The following is a 20949-nucleotide window of genomic DNA, read 5'->3' on the forward strand; positions in this document are numbered from 1 at the left end:
GGAGCTTTGCCATGTTGCTGATGATCGACAATTACGACTCTTTTACTTACAACGTTGTGCAATACCTCGGCGAGTTGGGTGCCGAGGTCAAAGTGGTGCGCAACGACGAATTGACCGTGGCCCAGATCGAGGCGCTCAAGCCTGAGCGCATTGTGGTCTCGCCCGGCCCGTGCACGCCTAACGAGGCGGGCATTTCCCTTGAAGCGATCAAGTACTTTGCCGGTAAGCTGCCGATTCTGGGTGTGTGCCTGGGCCATCAGTCCATCGGCCAGGCCTTTGGCGGTGATGTGGTTCGCGCCCGGCAAGTGATGCACGGTAAAACCAGCCCGGTCTATCACCTGGACACGGGTGTATTCCAGGGCCTGAACAACCCGCTGACCGTGACGCGTTACCACTCGCTGGTGGTCAAGCGCGAAACCCTGCCGGAGTGCCTGGAGCTCACGGCCTGGACGCAACATGCCGATGGTTCGGTTGACGAGATCATGGGCCTGCGCCACAAAACGCTGAACATCGAAGGGGTGCAATTTCACCCGGAGTCGATTCTGACCGAGCAGGGCCACGAACTGTTCGCTAACTTCCTCAAACAAACTGGCGGCACGCGCTAAGGACTTCTTATGGATATCAAAACAGCCCTGAGCCGTATCGTCGGTCACCTTGATTTGAGCGAAGCCGAGATGCGCGATGTAATGCGCGACATCATGACCGGCAAATGTACCGAAGCGCAGATTGGCGCGTTCATGATGGGCATGCGCATGAAGAGCGAGAGCATCGACGAAATCGTCGGTGCCGTCACGGCCATGCGTGAGTTGGCGGACAAGGTCGAGCTCAATACCCTGGACGGCGTTGTAGATATCGTCGGCACCGGGGGCGATGGCGCTAACATTTTCAACGTCTCCACGGCGTCTGCCCTGGTGATTTCTGCTGCCGGTTGCACGGTGGCCAAACACGGTAACCGTGCGGTGTCGGGCAAGAGCGGCAGTGCCGACCTGCTCGAGGCCGCCGGGGTGTACCTGAACCTGACACCTGTTCAGGTGGCGCGTTGCATCGACAGCGTCGGCATTGGCTTTATGTTTGCCCAGTCCCATCACGGCGCCATGAAGCACGCGGCAGTCCCGCGTCGCGACCTGGGGCTGCGCACCCTGTTCAACATGCTTGGCCCGCTTACGAATCCGGCTGGTGTGTTGCATCAAGTGGTCGGGGTGTTCAACCAGGCGCTGTGCCGTCCGCTGGCTGAAGTGTTGCAGCGTCTGGGCAGCAAGCACGTGCTGGTGGTGCATTCGCAAGACGGTCTGGATGAGTTCAGCCTGGCCGCACCAACGTTTGTGGCTGAGCTGAAAAAGGGTGAAATCACTGAGTACTGGGTTCAGCCAGAAGACTTGGGTATAAAGAGCCAGAGTTTGTTTGGCCTGGTGGTGGATAGCCCGGCGCAATCATTGGAGTTGATCCGCGATGCCTTGGGCCGTCGCAAAACTGAGGCGGGCCAGAAGGCCGCTGAAATGATCGTACTCAATGCCGGCGCTGCGCTGTATGCCGCTGACCTTGCCTACACGCTCAAAGAGGGTGTGGCCTTGGCCCACGATGCGTTGCACACAGGTCTGGCGCGAGAAAAACTCGAAGAGCTGGGCGCCTTTACCGCGATCTTCAAGCAGGAGAATGAAGCATGAGTGTGCCTACCGTTCTGGAAAAAATTCTGGCGCGTAAAGTTCAAGAAGTTGCCGAGCGCAGCGCACGCGTGAGCCTGGCGGAGCTTGAAGGTCTGGCGGCTCAGGCAGATCCTGTACGCGGTTTTGCCAATGCATTGCTGGCCCAGGCCAAACTGAAGCAACCGGCGGTGATTGCCGAGATCAAAAAAGCATCGCCGAGCAAGGGCGTGATCCGTGAAGACTTTGTTCCGGCCGAGATTGCGCAGAGTTACGAAAAAGGCGGCGCTACGTGTTTGTCGGTGTTGACTGACGTTGATTACTTTCAGGGTGCTGATGTTTACCTGCAACAAGCACGTGCTGCGTGCAAGCTGCCGGTGATCCGCAAGGACTTCATGATCGATCCTTATCAGATCGTTGAAGCGCGCGCATTGGGGGCGGACTGCGTTTTGCTGATCGTCTCTGCGCTGGATGACGTGAAGATGGCCGAGCTGGCTGCCGTTGCCAAAAGCGTCAACCTGGATGTGCTGGTTGAAGTGCACGATGCCGATGAACTGGAGCGTGCCTTGAAGACCCTGGATACCCCGCTGGTGGGTATCAACAACCGCAATTTGCACACCTTTGAGGTCAGCCTGGAAACCACGCTGGACTTGTTGCCACGGGTGCCGCGAGATCGCTTGGTGGTAACCGAGAGCGGGATTCTCAACCGCGCCGACGTTGAGCTGATGGAAATCAGCGGGGTGTATTCGTTCCTCGTCGGAGAGGTGTTTATGCGCGCTGAACAGCCAGGCGCTGAGCTGCAACGTTTGTTTTTTCCGGAGCGTAGCGTGCACGTGACAGGCTCGACGCTGGACTAACCCTTTTTGTGTCAGGCAGGTCTCTATGGCGCTTATCCGGCAACTCACCGTCGAAGCAGGTCTTAAAGCCGAGCAGGATTTACTGGCCTCGGTGTGTGCTGGGAATGAGGAGGCGGGTTTGCTGTTATGGCAGCCTACTGACCGGGCGCTGGTGATGCCTCGGCGCTTGAGCCGGTCGGCCGGGTTTGATGAGGCCAGTGTTGAATTGGCCGCCAGTGGGTGGCCGATTCTGCTGCGTGAGACGGGCGGAGAGCCTGTTCCTCAATCGCCTTCTACGGTCAATATCGCGCTGGTGTATGCACCGCCCCGCAGCGAAGGCGATCACGGTCGTATCGAAACGGCCTATCGCCGCTTGTGTGACCCTATCTGTGATCTGTTGACGGCTTTGGGCGGCACGGCGTCTTTAGGCGAAGTCGAAGGCGCCTTTTGTGATGGCCGTTTTAACGTCAATCTCAATGCCCGCAAACTGGTTGGCACGGCTCAGCGCTGGCGCCAAAGCCAGGGCGGCCAACGGCCTGTAGGTCTGGTGCACGGTGCATTGCTGGTTGAGGATGAGCGTGAGTCGATGGTGGCTGCCGTCAATCGTTTCAATCAGCGCTGTGCGCTGGATCAACACTGCCTCGCTGACAGCCATATTGCCTTGCATGAAGTGTTTGCCGCGCCCGATTTCTTCGAGCGCCTGGGTGCCAGTTATCAACAGATTCTGGCGCCTCTGCTGCGCCCTTAGCGGGTGCCGTACACCACCATGGTTTTGCCTTTGACGCTGACCAGGTTTTGCTCTTCAAGACCTTTGAGCACACGGCCGACCATCTCACGTGAACAGCCGACAATTCTGCCGATTTCCTGACGCGTGATTTTGATCTGCATCCCGTCCGGGTGGGTCATGGCGTCGGGTTGTTTGCACAGGTCCAGCAGGCAGCGTGCGACTCTGCCGGTGACATCAAAGAACGCCAAGTCTCCCACCTTGCGGGTGGTATTACGCAGACGCTGAGCAATCTGGCCGCTCAGGGAGTAAAGAATCTCGGGTTCTTGTTGTGCGTACTCTCGGAACTTTACGTAGCTGATTTCTGCGACTTCACATTCAGTCTTGGCTCGAACCCAAGCGCTGCGGGGTTGTTCTTGCCCTGCCTGTTCAAACAAACCCAGCTCGCCAATGAAGTCGCCTGAGTTGAGGTAGGCAATGATCATCTCGCGCCCTTCGTCGTCCTCAATCAGGATGGTGACAGAGCCTTTGAGGATGAAAAACAGCGTGTGTGAGTGTTCGCCTGCGCAGATGATATTGCTCTTGGTTGGATAGCGTCTGCGTTGGCAATGAGTCAAAAATTTGTCGAGATTCTTGATCTTGGATAGAGGGGTAATAGCAACCATGGTTGTATCCCGAAAGCGTACACAGTAAGGGGCAGATCTAATTTTATATAGAGCGCTGGCTGGCTGGCGCCAGTGATTTGGCGCCAGCTTAACAGACAGATTCTGTATGGTTTGTAGATTTTTTATTATGGGCTGACGGATAAAGCCTTTGGTGCGGTGAGTCACCGCTTTCAGGCCCTGTGCTAAGCTGGCGCCCCTTTTAGAACAGTGGAGTCTGGGTGATGAAGGCACGCATTCAATGGGCTGGTGAAGCCATGTTTCTGGGCGAATCAGGGAGCGGCCATGTGGTTGTCATGGACGGCCCTCCTGAGAGTGGCGGTCGCAACCTGGGCGTACGGCCTATGGAAATGCTCCTGCTTGGGCTCGGTGGCTGCAGTAACTTTGATGTCGTCAGTATCCTTAAAAAGTCGCGTCAGCCGGTTGAAAGCTGTGAGGCTTTTCTGGAAGCGGAACGCGCCACTGAAGACCCAAAAGTGTTCACCAAAATTCACCTGCACTTTGTCGTCAAGGGCCGCGGCTTGAAAGAAGCTCAGGTCAAGCGTGCGATCGAGCTGTCTGCCGAGAAATATTGCTCGGCGTCGATCATGCTGGGCGCCGCAGGTGTAGCTATCAGCCACGACTATGAAATTGTTGAGCTAGGCTGAGCCGACATCCAATTTACATAAAAGCATTGCAGACTCTGGCGATCAGAAGCTGACGTCTGCATAATGCGCCACTTTTTTAAGGGCAGTAGCAGGGAATAACCCCGGCTCACGTCCGAACAAATAACCAAAATCGCCATCGCGAAGAGGTGTTAACCGTCCTACGCAGGTGCGTCCACGCACTTGACGGGCATGCTGGATCACGCGGCCGAGCCGCATCGACATAGAGAGTTTTATAACGGTGAAAAGCAAACTCAAGCTCCACGGGTTCAATAACCTGACAAAGACCTTGAGCTTCAACATCTATGACATCTGCTACGCGGAAACCCCGCAAGACCAGCAGGCATACGTTGAGTACATCAATCAAGAGTACGACGCAGAACGCCTGACGCAGATCCTCACAGATGTGGTCGATATCATTGGGGCCAATATCCTGAACATCGCTCGTCAGGATTACGATCCACAAGGCGCCAGCGTCACTATTCTGATTTCTGAGCAGCCGGTAACGCCTACCGAAAGCCAAATTGAAGAATCCCCTGGCCCGCTGCCAGAGACCATTTTGGGTCATCTCGACAAAAGTCATATCACGGTGCACACCTATCCAGAGATTCATCCTGTGGACGGTATTGCGACTTTCCGTGTGGATATTGACGTGTCGACGTGCGGCGTTATTTCACCGCTTAAAGCTCTCAACTATCTGATCCATCAGTTTGATTCGGATATCGTGACGGTCGACTATCGTGTGCGTGGTTTTACCCGTGACGTAGAAGGCAAAAAGCACTTTATCGATCACGAGATCAACTCGATCCAGAACTACCTCTCCGAAGACACCCGCGACGGTTACCAGATGACCGACGTGAACGTGTACCAGGAAAACCTGTTCCACACCAAGATGCTGCTCAAGAACTTCGAACTGGATAATTACCTGTTCGGCGACGCGACCAGCAATCTGTCGGTTGAACAACGTGCGCAGGTCACTGAGCGCGTGAAGCACGAAATGCTCGAAATCTTCTACGCCCGCAATATGGGGTAAGGCTTCGCGCAACAAAAAAAGGCGGCTACCGAGAGGTAACCGCCTTTTTTATGGCCCGCATGCCGGGATCAGATGCGATAGGTGCTTTTGGTCATGACTTTCGCCAGCAGGCTCATGCCAAATTTTACCGGCGCCGGGAAGCGGTAGCCGCCCGCATTCAATGCTGACTCGGCGTGTTGTTCTTCGTCGAGGCGCATCTGCTCGAGGATGGCGCGGGATTTTTCATCTTCGGCAGGCAGTTGCTCAAGGTGCTCGTTGAGGTGTTTGCACACTTGGTCTTCAGTCGCGGCAACAAAGCCGAGGCTGACTTTGTCACTGATCAGGCCGGCGACGGCACCAATGCCAAATGACATGCCGTAGAACAGCGGGTTGAGCACGCTGGTATGGCTGCCCAGTTGGTGGATACGGTGTTCGCACCAGGCCAAGTGGTCGATTTCTTCTTCAGCGGCATGTTCCATCGCTTCGCGCACGTGTGGCAATTTGGCGGTCAAGGCCTGCCCTTGGTACAGCGCTTGGGCGCATACCTCGCCGGTGTGGTTGATGCGCATCAGCCCGGCCACGTGGCGGGCGGTTTTTTCATCGAGCGGCTTTTCGGTCTTGACAATGGCCGGGGAAGGGCGATGCGGCTGACCACTGAAGGGCAGCAGGGTGCGCATGGCGGTATCGGCTTGCAACAGGAGACGGTCAATCGGCGAGTAGTGACGTTGGGTAGTCATGCTTACCTCCGGAAAAAATCACGGTGGCCAGTTTACCTCAAACGCGCAGGCAGGGTTTGCGTTGGATCATGCGTCGGCGTGGGAGCGGTGGCTCCCACGGTGTGTACGGTCGGGCAGGGCGATCAGCCCGGCGGCCAGTTCATCTGGCGTTGACCCAGAACGTGCATGTGAATGTGGTAAACCGTCTGGCCTCCATTTTCATTGCAGTTCATCACTACGCGAAAACCGTCTTCGCAGCCCAGCTCTTTGGCCAGGCGCTGCGCGGTAAACAGAATGTGCCCGGCCAGCGGTTTATCTTCTTCGGTCAGGTCATTGAGGGTGGCGATGTGTTTTTTTGGAATGACCAAAAAGTGAACCGGCGCTTGGGGGGCAATATCGTGAAAAGCCAGCACTTGATCATCCTCGTAGATGATATTGGCCGGTATTTCACGGTTGATGATTTTGGTGAACAGAGTATCCAAAGCGTTGTCTCCGTGAGTGAAGTCCGGTCTGAGTGTACTCACGGACACCGATTACGCCCAGTCTCGTTAACGCGGGCAGTAAGATTTGTTCACTGAGGCTGCGATTTTGCGGGTTAGCCAGCGAGAAAGCAGGCGTGGCATACGCGTGAGCCATCGGTTGCGCCAGCCGGGCATGATAATCGCCTTGTTCTTGTCGAGTGCGCGCACGGTGTAAAGAGCAACTTCTTCGGGGCTCAGGGCACTTTTATTACGTTTGACGGCTTCCGGGTTCATGTTTGCCGCGTCGAAAAAGCCGGTGCGGGTAACTCCGGGGCACAGCACCGAGACTTTGATGCCGGTTTTTTTCACTTCTTCGCGCAAGCCTTCGGAGAAATGCAGGACATACGCTTTACTCGCGAAGTAGGTGCTGAGCCACGGGCCGGGCTGGTAGGCGGCGATTGAGGAGACATTGAGGATTTGCCCGCCACCCTGCACGGCCATCATGTTGCCAATGGCATGGCACATGCGGGTCAGGGCCAGGATGTTGAGCTCGATCAGATCTTGCTCGGCGCTCCAGTCATGGGCGAGGAATGGCCCGCAAGTACCAATGCCGGCGCAGTTGATCAGCAGGTCGATTTGCCGGTCACCTTCCTCCAGCTCCAGCAAAAAGCCGGACAGGCGCAGGGGTTCGCCCAAGTCACAGGCGCGGAACAACACTTCGACACCAAAGCGCTGAGTCAACTCAAGCGCAATGCTTTCCAGTGCATCGCGCTGACGCGCTACAAGGATGAGGCTGCGCCCGCGGCGGGCAAGCGCTTCTGCCAGGGCCAGGCCAATGCCGCTGGAAGCACCAGTGATCAAAGCGTAACGGGTCATGTTTCTCTCCATCGCAACGGTACAGTCCGGTGACAATGATGTCCCTGGCGTTAACGCGTTCATTTAGCTGCGCAGTTTACAGGGTGTTGCTGGTGGCTGCGTTGATCAACGTTGCCATTAAGCCTAAAGCGAAGAGCGCCGCCATCACGAACAGGCTCAAACCGATGAAGAAAATGATGATCCACGCGCCGATGGTGACTGAGCGGCTGTTGGGCGGTGGCGGCGGGCCGTATTTGTTCGGGCCTTCTGTGCCGGGCATCAGGAGCATCATGACCGCGAGTACCAGGTTGGCCATCGGTACCAGATGAAGCAGCAACATCCAGGCGGACCAATTGAGGTCATGCAGGCGCTGGGCGCCAATTCTCAGGCTAATGAACGCATAAGCAATGGCCAGTGTTGCGCCGCAGGTAATACCCAATGTGGGTGAAACATTGACGGCCAGCAGTACCAATACCCCGGTCACGATAGCAATGAGGGTGATCACGGTGCTCCAGACCAAAAAACGCAAACGGCCGATGCGACCGTCGAACCCCAGAGGGTCCAGCGTGGCGAAAGGTGTTTCTGAGGGTGTATTGCCCAGGCTCGGTTCTGGCATGGAGGCTTCCTTGTCGGTGTGTCTTTAAAAAAGCCCGCCGGGTGGGCGGGCTTCGAGGTGTCAGTGTCGCGGCCAATGCTGGGCCAGTTGTGAGGTAAGGCTTAACGCTGTGCGGTACTCCTCGTCCATGCGGGTAATTAATTGCTCGGTTGTCGGGAGATCGGTGATTTCTCCTACACCCTGACCCGCGGACCATACGGTTTTCCAGGCTTTGGCTTCGTCGGTGAGCGGCTTGAGTTTTACTTCGCCTTGGGTTTTAAGGGCTGCCAGATCAAAACCTGCATTCTCAAGGCTTTGACGCATGAAACTGGCGGGTACGCCCGATACCGCAGCAGTGTGAATGATGTCGGCGGCATGGGAGGCCACTAGCATCTCTTTGTATGCGTCAGGGGCATGGCTTTCTTGGGTGCTGATAAAGCGTGTACCCAAGTAAGCGAGGTCTGCGCCCAGCACCTGAGCGGCCAAAATTTCGTGGCCGTGGTTGATGCAACCGGCCAGCAAAAGGGTTTTGTCGAAGAACTGACGAATTTCTGCCACCAGCGCGAGCGGGCTCCAGGTGCCGGCATGGCCACCAGCACCTGCCGCCACAGCAATCAGGCCATCAACGCCCGCTTCTGCGGCTTTTTCGGCATGGCGGCGGGTGGTTACATCGTGGAAAACCAGCCCGCCATAGCTGTGGACGGCATCAACGACCTCTTTTACCGCGCCCAGGCTGGTGATGACGATGGGCACTTTATGCTCGATGCAAATTGCCAGATCTGCCTGCAGCCGTGGGTTACTGTTGTGCACAATCAGGTTAACGGCGTAGGGCGCCGGATTGTCCAATGTCGTCAGCCCGGCTTCGATCTCTTCAAGCCAGGCTTTGAAACCAATGCTGTCACGTTGATTGAGCGCCGGAAAGCTGCCCACGATGCCATTGCGGCAACACGCCAGGACGAGTTGCGGGTTGGAAATCAGAAACATGGGCGCGGCAACTACCGGCAGGCGCAAGCGTTGATCCAGCAAGGCAGGCAGTGACATTGGATAACCTCAAGGTTGGGAGAGTTGAATTCAGAACGGTTTGACCACCACCAGGATGACGATGGCCAGCAGGAATAAAACAGGGACTTCGTTGAACCAGCGATAAAACACGTGGCTGCGAGTGTTCTCGCCACGGGCAAAGCGTTTTACCTGAGCGCCACACATGTGGTGATAACCGATCAGCAGAAACACCAGGGTCAGTTTGGCGTGCATCCACCCTTGGCTGAGAAAGCCCGGGGTCAGGTAGAGCAGCCAGCCGCCGAAGATCAGTGTGGCGATCATTGCGGGGCCCATGATGCCGCGATACAGCTTGCGTTCCATGAGGCTGAATCTTTCTTTGCTGACGGAATCTTCGCTTTGTGCGTGGTAAACAAAGAGGCGAGGCAGGTAAAACAGGCCTGCAAACCAACAGACGATGCTGATGATGTGGAAGGCTTTGATCCATAGATAAAGCATTTTTAGTTATTCCCAGGTTCACGGTAGATCAAATAGTAGTAGTAGAGCGTCTGAGAGTCACCTTGACGGTTGTCGCAGGGGCGCGGTGTCCCTATTATCGAGGGCTTTCCAGTGGGTTCGTTGAGGGCAGGTTATGGTCAAGGTCGGTATTGTCGGCGGCACGGGTTACACCGGTGTCGAATTACTGCGTTTGCTGGCACAGCATCCGCAAGCTGAAGTGGTTGCCATCACTTCTCGATCCGAGGCGGGCCTGCCAGTTGCCGATCTGTACCCGAACCTTCGCGGTCACTATGACGGCCTGGCGTTCAGCGTGCCGGACACTCAGACACTGGCGGCCTGCGATGTGGTGTTTTTCGCCACGCCTCACGGCGTTGCTCACGCACTGGCTGGCGAATTGCTGGCGGCTGGCACCAAGGTGATAGACCTGTCTGCAGACTTCCGCTTGCAGGACGCGGATGAATGGGCCAAGTGGTACGGTCAGCCGCACGGCGCGCCAGAGTTGTTGAAGGAAGCTGTTTATGGTTTGCCTGAGGTTAACCGCGAGCAAATCAAACAGGCCCGCCTGATTGCGGTGCCGGGTTGCTATCCAACGTCCGCACAGCTGGGCTTTTTGCCGTTGCTGGAAGCCGGGCTGGCTGATACCTCTGTGCTGATTGCTGACTGTAAGTCGGGTGTCAGCGGTGCCGGGCGCGGTGCCAGTGTTGGCTCGTTGTATGCCGAGACGTCCGAAAGCATGAAAGCCTATGCGGTAAAAGGGCATCGCCATTTGCCAGAAATTCGTCAGGGCCTGCGTCGTGCTGCGGGTAAAGACGTGGGTTTGACCTTTGTCCCACACCTGACGCCGATGATTCGCGGTATTCACTCCACGCTTTACGCCACTGTGGTTGATCGTTCGGTCGACTTGCAGGCGTTGTACGAAAAGCGTTACGCCAACGAGCCTTTTGTTGACGTGATGCCTGCCGGCAGCCACCCGGAAACCCGCAGTGTGCGCGGGGCGAACGTGTGCCGTATCGCGGTGCACCGCCCGCAGGACGGCGACTTGGTCGTGGTGTTGTCGGTTATTGATAACCTGGTTAAAGGGGCTTCTGGCCAAGCGGTGCAGAACATGAACATTCTGTTCGGTCTGGATGAGCGCCTGGGCTTGTCTCACGCCGGGATGTTGCCGTAAGAGCAGCTGTAAGCTTCACGTTGTGCGCAGCAAGCCTGTAGCTTGAAGCTTGCCGCTGCTCCCTTAATAGTTGACCGCTTTTCTAGGAGAAGCGGATAATGCGCTTCATCACGCATTATGGCGGCATAGCGCCGGGAGATAGTCAGCATGAGCGTCGAATCCTTCACCCCCACGGCTTTGCAATTCACCGAAGGTGCTGCGCACAAGGTGAAGAGCTTGGTCGATGAAGAGGGTAATGATCGTTTGAAGTTGCGCGTATTTGTAACGGGCGGCGGTTGTTCCGGTTTTCAGTATGGTTTTACTTTCGATGAAGACGTTGCCGACGATGACACCATCGTTGAGCGCGAAGGCGTAAGCCTGGTGGTCGATCCGATGAGCTTCCAGTACTTGGCAGGTGCCGAGGTGGATTATCAGGAAGGCCTGGAAGGTTCGCGCTTTGTCATCAAGAACCCGAATGCAACCACGACCTGTGGTTGCGGATCATCGTTCTCGATTTAATTGCGCAGTACCGGTTACACCCTTAACGCCGCGTCGAATCGCGGCGTTTTGCTGTCTGCGATCAGGCGGGGTATATAGCGCCCAGAACACGCAGGCCGCGTGCCCCGGTGACGCTTGGGCGGTTGGTGGGGATGTTTTCAAGGCAGCAGTGCGCAAGCCATGCAAAGGCCATCGCCTCAACCCAGTCTGGGTCAACGCCTTTGGCCTGGGTGCTGCTGACCTGTGTTTGCTCCAGTAACTGAGCGAGGCGGGCCATCAATGCACCGTTATGCGCGCCACCCCCGCAGACTAACAGTTCGCTGGTACGCGCTTGGGCTGCCTGCAGTGACTGCACGATAGTCTGCGCGGTGAGCTCCAGCAGGGTGGCCTGAACATCTTCTGCGGCAAAGGCGGGAAGCGCGCTCAGGTGATTCTGCAACCATGGGAGGTTAAACACCTCGCGGCCTGTACTCTTTGGGCCCTTTGTTAGGAAGAAAGGGTCACTCAGCAAGGTGCTAAGCAGAAGAGGGGCGACCTTGCCGCTGGCTGCCCATTGACCATTTCGGTCATAGAGTTCGTTGCGTTGCGTTTGTATCCAAGCATCCAGCAGAACATTCCCCGGGCCGCAGTCGAACCCTGCGACGGGGTTTTCAGGAGTAATCAGACTTAAATTGCTGAAGCCTCCTACGTTCAATACGGCCCGGTAGCCTACATCATCGGTAAACAAGGCTTCATGGAAGGCTGGAACCAGTGGCGCGCCTTGGCCGCCAGCGGCTACGTCGCGACGGCGGAAATCACTCACTACACAAATATTGGTGAGCTCTGCCAGCAAGGCAGGGTTACCGATCTGGACGGTGAAGCCTTGTGCGGGTTCGTGCCGGATCGTTTGGCCATGGCTGCCAATGGCGCGGATGGCATTGGGCGATAGCTGCTGCTGCTTGAGCAGGCTATTGATGCCCTGAGCGGCCAGTTCGACCCAATGGTTTTCAGCGATGGCACAACGGGCTATTTCGTCTGGTCCGCTGCTGCACAAGCCCAGTAGTTCACTGCGCAGTGCGTCTGGCATGGGCGTGTAGTGGGTGGCGAGCAGTTTAATGCTCGCTCCCAGCTCTATAAGTGCAATGTCCAGACCGTCCAGGCTGGTGCCGGACATTACGCCTATATAGAGGGCCATGGCTTAGCGCTTGCTCGAAGCCAGGAGAGTGGCTTTCTCTTGGTTCATGCGGGCCATCAACGGTTGGCTTTGTTGCAGGAAGCGGGTGCGCTCTGCTTTTGCGATCGGGTCGGCCATTGGCAGCTTTTGGCCAAGCGGATCTACGTGAACGCCATTGACCTGGAACTCGTAATGCAGGTGTGGGCCGGTGGAGAGGCCTGTTGTACCGATGTAACCAATCACTTGGCCTTGCTTCACTGTGCCACCGGTTTTAATGCCTTTGGCGAAGCCTTGCATGTGCCCGTACAGGGTGCGGTAAGTGTTGCCGTGCTGGATGATGACGGTGTTGCCGTAACCACCTTGGCGACCTGCAAGGAAGACTTTGCCATCGCCGGTTGCCTTGATCGGGGTGCCGCGCGGAGCCGCGTAATCGACGCCTTTGTGGGCGCGGATTTTGTTCAGGATGGGGTGCTTGCGGCCTGAAGAGAATCGCGAGCTGATACGGGCAAAATCAACCGGAGTACGGATGAATGCTTTGCGCATGCTGTTGCCGTCAGCGGTGTAGTAATTGCTGATGCCTTGCTTGTTGGTGTAGCGCACTGCGGTGTAGGTTTTGCCGCGGTTGGTAAAGCGGGCAGACAGGATGTTGCCGGTGCCGACGCTCTTGCCGTTAATCACTTTTTGCTCGTAGATGATTTCGAACTGGTCGCCAGGGTGGATGTCCTGGGCGAAGTCGATGTCGTAGCCGAACACCTTGGCCATTTGCATGGTCATGCTGTGCGGCAAGCCTGCGCGTTGGCCGGAGGCAGACAATGAGCTGGTGATAACGCCGTGTACGTAGGCGGATTTGAGAGTCGGTTGTGCGGTCACGCGGCGAAACGTGTAGCCCTTGGCACTTTTGGTGAGGGTAATGGTTTCAAGATCACTTACCTGGCTGTGCAGGTTGTTTAGCTGACCGTCAGGGCCCATTTCAAACTCAAGTTTCTGGCCGTGCTTGAGCTGGCTGAATTGCTTGGCTTGTTTGTCGCTGGCCAAAATTTCATGAACGGAGGACGCGGGCAGGCCTACTTTTTCGAATAAAGTAGACAGCGTATCGCCTTTGGTGACGACCACTTCACGATGGTTTGGGGCTTTGGGTTCTTCGACTTTGGCGGTGGCTTCGGGGGTGCTGTCTGGCTGTTCTATTTGAGCAAAAGGCGCTGGGGTAGCGTCGTTGGTCGTCTGGACCAGCTTTTCGCTGCCTTGGTCTTGCTTGAGTTGCTCGGCAGGGGTTTCCAGTTCGAGGCTCAGGGTTGTTCTTTTTGCTTCTACTTCGCTCGATGGGAAAACCAACAGGGCCAAGCTTAAAAGGGCGGCGATACCACTTGCGGCAAGCAGGTGGGTCTTCGGATAAAGCGGTGGCGCTTTAGGCGGTTGACTGGTCATAGATAGTTTGACTTTGAATAAAGGATGAATTGGAAAAGATGACTGACACGGTAAAGATGAAATAACTGTATAAAATATAACCAAATCACCCTTGAAGCAAGTCGACGAGCCTTTCCTGGGCGGATGGTCGCCATATGCCGGGCAGAACTTGTAATTAGTCTCTGATCTTGTATGGTTGGTTCCTTTTTGAATTTGAGCCTTACGGGTCTGATATGAAGTCGGTTGAAGAGCAGCTAGCGCTAATCAAGCGTGGTGCCGAAGAGGTGCTGGTCGAGTCTGAATTGGTCGAGAAACTCAAGCGCGGCCAGCCGTTGCGTATTAAGGCAGGTTTCGACCCGACGGCGCCGGATCTGCACTTGGGGCACACCGTACTTATTAATAAGCTGCGCCAGTTCCAGGATCTGGGGCATCAGGTGATTTTCCTTATTGGGGACTTCACCGGGATGATTGGCGATCCAAGTGGCAAGAGTGCTACGCGTCCTCCGCTGACGCGTGAGCAAGTACTCGATAATGCCGAGACTTATAAAACCCAAGTCTTCAAGATTCTTGATCCGGCCAAAACCGAGGTGGCGTTCAACTCCACCTGGATGGATCAAATGGGGCCTGCTGACTTTATCCGTCTGACGTCTCAATACACCGTTGCTCGTATGCTCGAGCGCGATGACTTCGACAAGCGCTACACCACCAACCAGCCAATCGCTATTCATGAGTTCCTTTATCCGTTGGTGCAAGGTTATGACTCTGTTGCTCTGAAGGCTGATGTTGAGCTGGGTGGTACTGACCAGAAGTTCAACTTGCTGATGGGGCGAGAGTTGCAGCGCGGCTACGGCCAGGAAGCTCAGTGCATCGTGACGATGCCGCTGCTTGAGGGGTTGGACGGTGTTAAGAAGATGTCCAAGTCTTTGGGTAACTACGTCGGGATCCAGGAAGCGCCGGGCGTGATGTATAGCAAGCTGGTTTCTATTCCGGATGCGTTGATGTGGCGTTACTTCGAATTGCTGAGCTTCCGTTCGATGGACGAAATCAATGCTTTGCGTGCTGATGTTGAGGCGGGGGCTAATCCGCGTGACATCAAGATCAAGCTGGCTGAAGAGATTGTGGCGCGCTTCCATGGTGAAGAGGCGGCAGCTAATGCTCATCGCGGTGCGGGTAACCGGATGAAGGATGGCGAGTTGCCGGATGACTTGCCTGAGATTGAACTCGTGTCGGCAGAAGACATGCCGATTGCGGCCGTCCTTAATAAAGCAGGCTTGGTGAAGAACTCTGCGGTTGCGCGGGATTTGCTGGGCTCGGGTGGTGTGCGTATAGATGGTGAGGTGGTTGATCGCTCCTATATATATGCAGTGGGTTCGACTCACGTTTGCCAGGCTGGCAAGAAGTCTTTTGCGCGAATTACGCTAAAAGCTGAATAAGTCTGAAATTAGTGCTGGACGGCGCATTTTATTAGCCTATAATGCGCCCACTTCCGGCGCAGTCGAAACGGAAAACTCCTTGAATATCAATGAGTTGGATTGTTTTGACGGTGCGAGCTTCAATTCATCGAAGCAGGAAATGAGGTGTTGACAGCAGCGTGTAACGCTGTAGAATTCGCCTCCCGCTAACGAGAGATCGAAAGCGCAAGTGGTTGATGTTACAGAGGAAACTTTGAAAACATCTTAAAATAACCGCTTGACAGCAACAGAGGCTGCTGTAGAATGCGCGCCTCGGTTGAGCGAAAGCTTAACCAACCGCTCTTTAACAACTGAATCAAGCAATTCGTGTGGGTGCTTGTGGAGTCAGACTGATAGTCAAAAAGATTATCAGCATCACAAGTTACTCCGCGAGAAATCAAAGATGTAACCAACGATTGCTGAGCCAAGTTTAGGGTTTCTTAAAAACCCAAAGATGTTTGAACTGAAGAGTTTGATCATGGCTCAGATTGAACGCTGGCGGCAGGCCTAACACATGCAAGTCGAGCGGTAGAGAGAAGCTTGCTTCTCTTGAGAGCGGCGGACGGGTGAGTAATACCTAGGAATCTGCCTGGTAGTGGGGGATAACGTTCGGAAACGGACGCTAATACCGCATACGTCCTACGGGAGAAAGCAGGGGACCTTCGGGCCTTGCGCTATCAGATGAGCCTAGGTCGGATTAGCTAGTTGGTGAGGTAATGGCTCACCAAGGCTACGATCCGTAACTGGTCTGAGAGGATGATCAGTCACACTGGAACTGAGACACGGTCCAGACTCCTACGGGAGGCAGCAGTGGGGAATATTGGACAATGGGCGAAAGCCTGATCCAGCCATGCCGCGTGTGTGAAGAAGGTCTTCGGATTGTAAAGCACTTTAAGTTGGGAGGAAGGGCAGTAAATTAATACTTTGCTGCTTTGACGTTACCGACAGAATAAGCACCGGCTAACTCTGTGCCAGCAGCCGCGGTAATACAGAGGGTGCAAGCGTTAATCGGAATTACTGGGCGTAAAGCGCGCGTAGGTGGTTTGTTAAGTTGAATGTGAAATCCCCGGGCTCAACCTGGGAACTGCATCCAAAACTGGCAAGCTAGAGTATGGTAGAGGGTAGTGGAATTTCCTGTGTAGCGGTGAAATGCGTAGATATAGGAAGGAACACCAGTGGCGAAGGCGACTACCTGGACTGATACTGACACTGAGGTGCGAAAGCGTGGGGAGCAAACAGGATTAGATACCCTGGTAGTCCACGCCGTAAACGATGTCAACTAGCCGTTGGGAGTCTTGAACTCTTAGTGGCGCAGCTAACGCATTAAGTTGACCGCCTGGGGAGTACGGCCGCAAGGTTAAAACTCAAATGAATTGACGGGGGCCCGCACAAGCGGTGGAGCATGTGGTTTAATTCGAAGCAACGCGAAGAACCTTACCAGGCCTTGACATCCAATGAACTTTCTAGAGATAGATTGGTGCCTTCGGGAACATTGAGACAGGTGCTGCATGGCTGTCGTCAGCTCGTGTCGTGAGATGTTGGGTTAAGTCCCGTAACGAGCGCAACCCTTGTCCTTAGTTACCAGCACGTAATGGTGGGCACTCTAAGGAGACTGCCGGTGACAAACCGGAGGAAGGTGGGGATGACGTCAAGTCATCATGGCCCTTACGGCCTGGGCTACACACGTGCTACAATGGTCGGTACAAAGGGTTGCCAAGCCGCGAGGTGGAGCTAATCCCATAAAACCGATCGTAGTCCGGATCGCAGTCTGCAACTCGACTGCGTGAAGTCGGAATCGCTAGTAATCGTGAATCAGAATGTCACGGTGAATACGTTCCCGGGCCTTGTACACACCGCCCGTCACACCATGGGAGTGGGTTGCACCAGAAGTAGCTAGTCTAACCTTCGGGAGGACGGTTACCACGGTGTGATTCATGACTGGGGTGAAGTCGTAACAAGGTAGCCGTAGGGGAACCTGCGGCTGGATCACCTCCTTAATCGACGACATCAGCTGCTCCATAAGTTCCCACACGAATTGCTTGATTCATTGTAGAAGACGATAACTGCAGAGTTACTCTGTGGTTTTTCTGTCGTAAAGCTTAGAAATGAGCATTCCATCAAATGATGGTGAATGTTGATTTCTGATCTTTTGATTAGATCGTTCTTTAAAAATTTGGGTATGTGATAGAAAGATAGACTGAATGACACTTTCACTGGTGTTTATTCAGGCTAAGGTAAAATTTGTGATTCTCTTAATTGAGTGTGCGAATTTTCGGCGAATGTTGTCTTCATAGTATAACCAGATTGCTTGGGGTTATATGGTCAAGTGAAGAAGCGCATACGGTGGATGCCTTGGCAGTCAGAGGCGATGAAAGACGTGGTAGCCTGCGAAAAGCTTCGGGGAGTCGGCAAACAGACTTTGATCCGGAGATGTCTGAATGGGGGAACCCACCTAACATAAGTTAGGTATCTTAAGCTGAATACATAGGCTTAAGAAGCGAACCAGGGGAACTGAAACATCTAAGTACCCTGAGGAAAAGAAATCAACCGAGATTCCCTTAGTAGTGGCGAGCGAACGGGGACCAGCCCTTAAGCTGTATTGATGTTAGCGGAACGCTCTGGAAAGTGCGGCCATAGTGGGTGATAGCCCTGTACGCGAAAACATCTTTGCAGTGAAATCGAGTAGGACGGAGCACGAGAAACTTTGTCTGAATATGGGGGGACCATCCTCCAAGGCTAAATACTACTGACTGACCGATAGTGAACTAGTACCGTGAGGGAAAGGCGAAAAGAACCCCGGAGAGGGGAGTGAAATAGATCCTGAAACCGTATGCGTACAAGCAGTGGGAGCCTACTTTGTTAGGTGACTGCGTACCTTTTGTATAATGGGTCAGCGACTTATTTTCAGTGGCAAGCTTAACCGAATAGGGGAGGCGTAGCGAAAGCGAGTCTTAATAGGGCGTCTAGTCGCTGGGAATAGACCCGAAACCGGGCGATCTATCCATGGGCAGGTTGAAGGTTGGGTAACACTAACTGGAGGACCGAACCGACTACCGTTGAAAAGTTAGCGGATGACCTGTGGATCGGAGTGAAAGGCTAATCAAGCTCGGAGATAGCTGGTTCTCCTCGAAAGCTATTTAGGTAGCGCCTCATGTATCACTGTAGGGGGTAGAGCACTGTTTCGGCTAGGGGGTCATCCCGACTTACCAAACCGATGCAAACTCCGAATACCTACAAGTGCCGAGCATGGGAGACACACGGCGGGTGCTAACGTCCGTCGTGAAAAGGGAAACAACCCAGACCGTCAGCTAAGGTCCCAAAGTTATGGTTAAGTGGGAAACGATGTGGGAAGGCTTAGACAGCTAGGAGGTTGGCTTAGAAGCAGCCACCCTTTAAAGAAAGCGTAATAGCTCACTAGTCGAGTCGGCCTGCGCGGAAGATTTAACGGGGCTCAAACCATACACCGAAGCTACGGGTATCACTTAGGTGATGCGGTAGAGGAGCGTTCTGTAAGCCTGTGAAGGTGAGTTGAGAAGCTTGCTGGAGGTATCAGAAGTGCGAATGCTGACATGAGTAACGACAATGGGTGTGAAAAACACCCACGCCGAAAGACCAAGGTTTCCTGCGCAACGTTAATCGACGCAGGGTTAGTCGGTCCCTAAGGCGAGGCTGAAAAGCGTAGTCGATGGAAAACAGGTTAATATTCCTGTACTTCTGGTTATTGCGATGGAGGGACGGAGAAGGCTAGGCCAGCTTGGCGTTGGTTGTCCAAGTTTAAGGTGGTAGGCTGGAATCTTAGGTAAATCCGGGATTCTAAGGCCGAGAGCTGATGACGAGTTGTCTTTTAGACAACGAAGTGGTTGATGCCATGCTTCCAAGAAAAGCTTCTAAGCTTCAGATAACCAGGAACCGTACCCCAAACCGACACAGGTGGTTGGGTAGAGAATACCAAGGCGCTTGAGAGAACTCGGGTGAAGGAACTAGGCAAAATGGCACCGTAACTTCGGGAGAAGGTGCGCCGATGAGGGTGAAGCATTTACTGCGTAAGCTCACGTCGGTCGAAGATACCAGGCCGCTGCGACTGTTTATTAAAAACACAGCACTCTGCAAACACGAAAGTGGACGTATAGGGTGTGACGCCTGCCCGGTGCCGGAAGGTTAATTGATGGGGTTAGCTAACGCGAAGCTCTTGATCGAAGCCCCGGTAAACGGCGGCCGTAACTATAACGGTCCTAAGGTAGCGAAATTCCTTGTCGGGTAAGTTCCGACCTGCACGAATGGCGTAACGATGGCGGCGCTGTCTCCACCCGAGACTCAGTGAAATTGAAATCGCTGTGAAGATGCAGTGTATCCGCGGCTAGACGGAAAGACCCCGTGAACCTTTACTATAGCTTTGCACTGGACTTTGAATTTGCTTGTGTAGGATAGGTGGGAGGCTTTGAAGCGTGAACGCCAGTTTGCGTGGAGCCATCCTTGAAATACCACCCTGGCAACTTTGAGGTTCTAACTCAGGTCCGTTATCCGGATCGAGGACAGTGTATGGTGGGTAGTTTGACTGGGGCGGTCTCCTCCTAAAGAGTAACGGAGGAGTACGAAGGTGCGCTCAGACCGGTCGGAAATCGGTCGTAGAGTATAAAGGCAAAAGCGCGCTTGACTGCGAGACAGACACGTCGAGCAGGTACGAAAGTAGGTCTTAGTGATCCGGTGGTTCTGTATGGAAGGGCCATCGCTCAACGGATAAAAGGTACTCCGGGGATAACAGGCTGATACCGCCCAAGAGTTCATATCGACGGCGGTGTTTGGCACCTCGATGTCGGCTCATCACATCCTGGGGCTGAAGCCGGTCCCAAGGGTATGGCTGTTCGCCATTTAAAGTGGTACGCGAGCTGGGTTTAGAACGTCGTGAGACAGTTCGGTCCCTATCTGCCGTGGACGTTTGAGATTTGAGAGGGGCTGCTCCTAGTACGAGAGGACCGGAGTGGACGAACCTCTGGTGTTCCGGTTGTCACGCCAGTGGCATTGCCGGGTAGCTATGTTCGGGAAAGATAACCGCTGAAAGCATCTAAGCGGGAAACTTGCCTCAAGATGAGATCTCACTGGAACCTTGAGTTCCCTAAAGGGCCGTCGAAGACTACGACGTTGATAGGTTGGGTGTGTAAGCGCTGTGAGGCGTTGAGCTAACCAATACTAATTGCCCGTGAGGCTTGACCATATAACACCCAAGCAATTTGAGTAGGCTTTGTAAGCAAAGCGACCAGATTGCGGTGTGTGAAGACGATACAAACCGAAAGTTTGCAACTCACAAAACACCGACTCTATTACATACCCATTCGCTGGAGCGTTACGTAAGTAACGACCTGGCTACCGAATTTCTTGACGACCATAGAGCATTGGAACCACCTGATCCCATCCCGAACTCAGTAGTGAAACGATGCATCGCCGATGGTAGTGTGGGGTTTCCCCATGTGAGAGTAGGTCATCGTCAAGATTAAATTCCAAAATCCCTGTCTGCTCACGCAGACGGGGATTTTGTTTTTGTGCTCGAAAAAACACTGTCGACGGGGCAAGGCGCGTTACAGCGTTGCGTTGCTTGTCAGTGTTGTACAGTCCTTCTCTTACAGGGTTTCTATGCAATAGCGTGGCTCGTCGTTATT

18 protein-coding genes and 3 rRNA genes are annotated in these 20949 nt (G+C 54.4%); 12 read left to right on the forward strand and 9 right to left on the reverse strand.

Annotation, left to right across the window (positions count from 1 at the left end; all coding sequences use genetic code 11):
- The first annotated feature begins 11 nt into the window (after window positions 1–11).
- Genes ACJJU9_RS02050 through ACJJU9_RS02065 form a run of 4 tightly spaced genes read left to right on the forward strand, consistent with a single transcriptional unit; the run spans window position 12 to window position 3224 of the window.
- Complete coding sequence (locus ACJJU9_RS02050; RefSeq protein ID WP_048372197.1) at window positions 12–605, forward strand: aminodeoxychorismate/anthranilate synthase component II; 594 nt, start codon at window positions 12–14, stop codon at window positions 603–605.
- A 9-nt stretch (window positions 606–614) separates the two neighbouring features.
- On the forward strand, window positions 615–1664 hold the full coding sequence (trpD, locus tag ACJJU9_RS02055) for an anthranilate phosphoribosyltransferase (RefSeq protein ID WP_048372195.1): 1050 nt from the start codon (window positions 615–617) through the stop codon (window positions 1662–1664).
- A complete protein-coding gene (gene trpC / locus ACJJU9_RS02060) occupies window positions 1661–2497 on the forward strand; it encodes an indole-3-glycerol phosphate synthase TrpC (protein WP_407729953.1) in 837 nt (278 codons plus the stop codon). The genes trpD and trpC overlap by 4 nt, the downstream gene beginning before the upstream one ends.
- 25 nt (window positions 2498–2522) lie before the next feature.
- Entirely contained in the window at window positions 2523–3224 is a 702-nt protein-coding gene (locus ACJJU9_RS02065) for a lipoyl protein ligase domain-containing protein (RefSeq protein ID WP_153329206.1), read from the forward strand.
- On the opposite strand, the gene crp is transcribed toward ACJJU9_RS02065, so the two are convergent.
- Window positions 3221–3865 (reverse strand): cAMP-activated global transcriptional regulator CRP, encoded by a 645-nt coding sequence (gene crp, locus ACJJU9_RS02070; protein WP_048372190.1) that lies wholly within the window; start codon window positions 3863–3865, stop codon window positions 3221–3223. The two genes, ACJJU9_RS02065 and crp, sit on opposite strands and share 4 nt — an antisense overlap.
- Window positions 3866–4086: 221 nt before the next feature.
- Here crp and ACJJU9_RS02075 point away from each other — a divergent pair, with 221 nt between their 5' ends.
- Both ACJJU9_RS02075 and speD read left to right on the forward strand, forming a co-directional pair.
- On the forward strand, window positions 4087–4509 hold the full coding sequence (locus ACJJU9_RS02075; protein WP_048372189.1) for an OsmC family protein: 423 nt from the start codon (window positions 4087–4089) through the stop codon (window positions 4507–4509).
- Between the two features lie 238 nt (window positions 4510–4747).
- Window positions 4748–5539, forward strand: coding sequence for an adenosylmethionine decarboxylase (speD, locus tag ACJJU9_RS02080; RefSeq protein ID WP_048372186.1), 792 nt, complete (start codon window positions 4748–4750; stop codon window positions 5537–5539).
- A gap of 68 nt (window positions 5540–5607) precedes the next feature.
- Here the strand turns inward: speD and coq7 are convergent, their stop codons facing one another.
- The 6 genes from coq7 to hemJ all read right to left on the reverse strand — a co-directional run bounded on the left by coq7 (window position 5608) and on the right by hemJ (window position 9642).
- Window positions 5608–6255 (reverse strand): 2-polyprenyl-3-methyl-6-methoxy-1,4-benzoquinone monooxygenase, encoded by a 648-nt coding sequence (coq7, locus tag ACJJU9_RS02085; protein WP_048372185.1) that lies wholly within the window; start codon window positions 6253–6255, stop codon window positions 5608–5610.
- Between the two features lie 122 nt (window positions 6256–6377).
- On the reverse strand, window positions 6378–6716 hold the full coding sequence (locus tag ACJJU9_RS02090; protein WP_314917109.1) for a histidine triad nucleotide-binding protein: 339 nt from the start codon (window positions 6714–6716) through the stop codon (window positions 6378–6380).
- A 66-nt stretch (window positions 6717–6782) separates the two neighbouring features.
- Window positions 6783–7571 (reverse strand): SDR family oxidoreductase, encoded by a 789-nt coding sequence (locus ACJJU9_RS02095; protein WP_048372181.1) that lies wholly within the window; start codon window positions 7569–7571, stop codon window positions 6783–6785.
- A 76-nt stretch (window positions 7572–7647) separates the two neighbouring features.
- Window positions 7648–8166 carry a DUF805 domain-containing protein gene (locus ACJJU9_RS02100; protein WP_153390950.1) on the reverse strand — a complete coding sequence of 173 codons (519 nt, stop codon included), beginning with the start codon at window positions 8164–8166 and terminating at the stop codon, window positions 7648–7650.
- Between the two features lie 60 nt (window positions 8167–8226).
- Window positions 8227–9186 carry a nitronate monooxygenase family protein gene (locus tag ACJJU9_RS02105; RefSeq protein ID WP_048389636.1) on the reverse strand — a complete coding sequence of 320 codons (960 nt, stop codon included), beginning with the start codon at window positions 9184–9186 and terminating at the stop codon, window positions 8227–8229.
- Between the two features lie 30 nt (window positions 9187–9216).
- Window positions 9217–9642, reverse strand: a complete 426-nt coding sequence (gene hemJ / locus ACJJU9_RS02110; protein ID WP_048372176.1) for a protoporphyrinogen oxidase HemJ — start codon at window positions 9640–9642, stop codon at window positions 9217–9219.
- A 133-nt stretch (window positions 9643–9775) separates the two neighbouring features.
- Between hemJ and argC the strand changes: the two genes are divergently transcribed.
- Complete coding sequence (gene argC, locus ACJJU9_RS02115; protein ID WP_048389637.1) at window positions 9776–10810, forward strand: N-acetyl-gamma-glutamyl-phosphate reductase; 1035 nt, start codon at window positions 9776–9778, stop codon at window positions 10808–10810.
- Window positions 10811–10957: 147 nt separating this feature from the next.
- On the forward strand, window positions 10958–11308 hold the full coding sequence (gene erpA, locus ACJJU9_RS02120) for an iron-sulfur cluster insertion protein ErpA (protein WP_048372172.1): 351 nt from the start codon (window positions 10958–10960) through the stop codon (window positions 11306–11308).
- Window positions 11309–11369: 61 nt separating this feature from the next.
- On the opposite strand, the gene ACJJU9_RS02125 is transcribed toward erpA, so the two are convergent.
- Together ACJJU9_RS02125 and ACJJU9_RS02130 are read right to left on the reverse strand one after the other, a co-directional pair.
- Window positions 11370–12461, reverse strand: a complete 1092-nt coding sequence (locus ACJJU9_RS02125) for an anhydro-N-acetylmuramic acid kinase (RefSeq protein ID WP_048389638.1) — start codon at window positions 12459–12461, stop codon at window positions 11370–11372.
- A gap of 3 nt (window positions 12462–12464) precedes the next feature.
- Window positions 12465–13865: a peptidoglycan DD-metalloendopeptidase family protein gene (locus tag ACJJU9_RS02130; protein WP_407729954.1), complete on the reverse strand. Its 1401-nt coding sequence runs from the start codon at window positions 13863–13865 to the stop codon at window positions 12465–12467.
- 212 nt (window positions 13866–14077) lie between these two features.
- Between ACJJU9_RS02130 and tyrS the strand changes: the two genes are divergently transcribed.
- The 4 genes from tyrS (at window position 14078) to rrf (ending at window position 20783) form a co-directional block, all read left to right on the forward strand.
- Window positions 14078–15277 (forward strand): tyrosine--tRNA ligase, encoded by a 1200-nt coding sequence (tyrS, locus tag ACJJU9_RS02135; protein WP_048389640.1) that lies wholly within the window; start codon window positions 14078–14080, stop codon window positions 15275–15277.
- Window positions 15278–15755: 478 nt separating this feature from the next.
- Window positions 15756–17292: ribosomal RNA gene (locus tag ACJJU9_RS02140) — 16S ribosomal RNA — on the forward strand.
- A 323-nt stretch (window positions 17293–17615) separates the two neighbouring features.
- Window positions 17616–20507, forward strand: a 23S ribosomal RNA gene (locus tag ACJJU9_RS02145).
- Between the two features lie 160 nt (window positions 20508–20667).
- Window positions 20668–20783: ribosomal RNA gene (gene rrf / locus ACJJU9_RS02150) — 5S ribosomal RNA — on the forward strand.
- The 16S, 23S and 5S rRNA genes sit together here, the layout of an rRNA operon.
- The last annotated feature ends 166 nt before the right edge of the window (window positions 20784–20949 follow it).

Origin of the sequence: Pseudomonas helleri, assembly GCF_045830615.1 — a bacterium.
GTDB lineage: Bacteria > Pseudomonadota > Gammaproteobacteria > Pseudomonadales > Pseudomonadaceae > Aquipseudomonas > Aquipseudomonas helleri.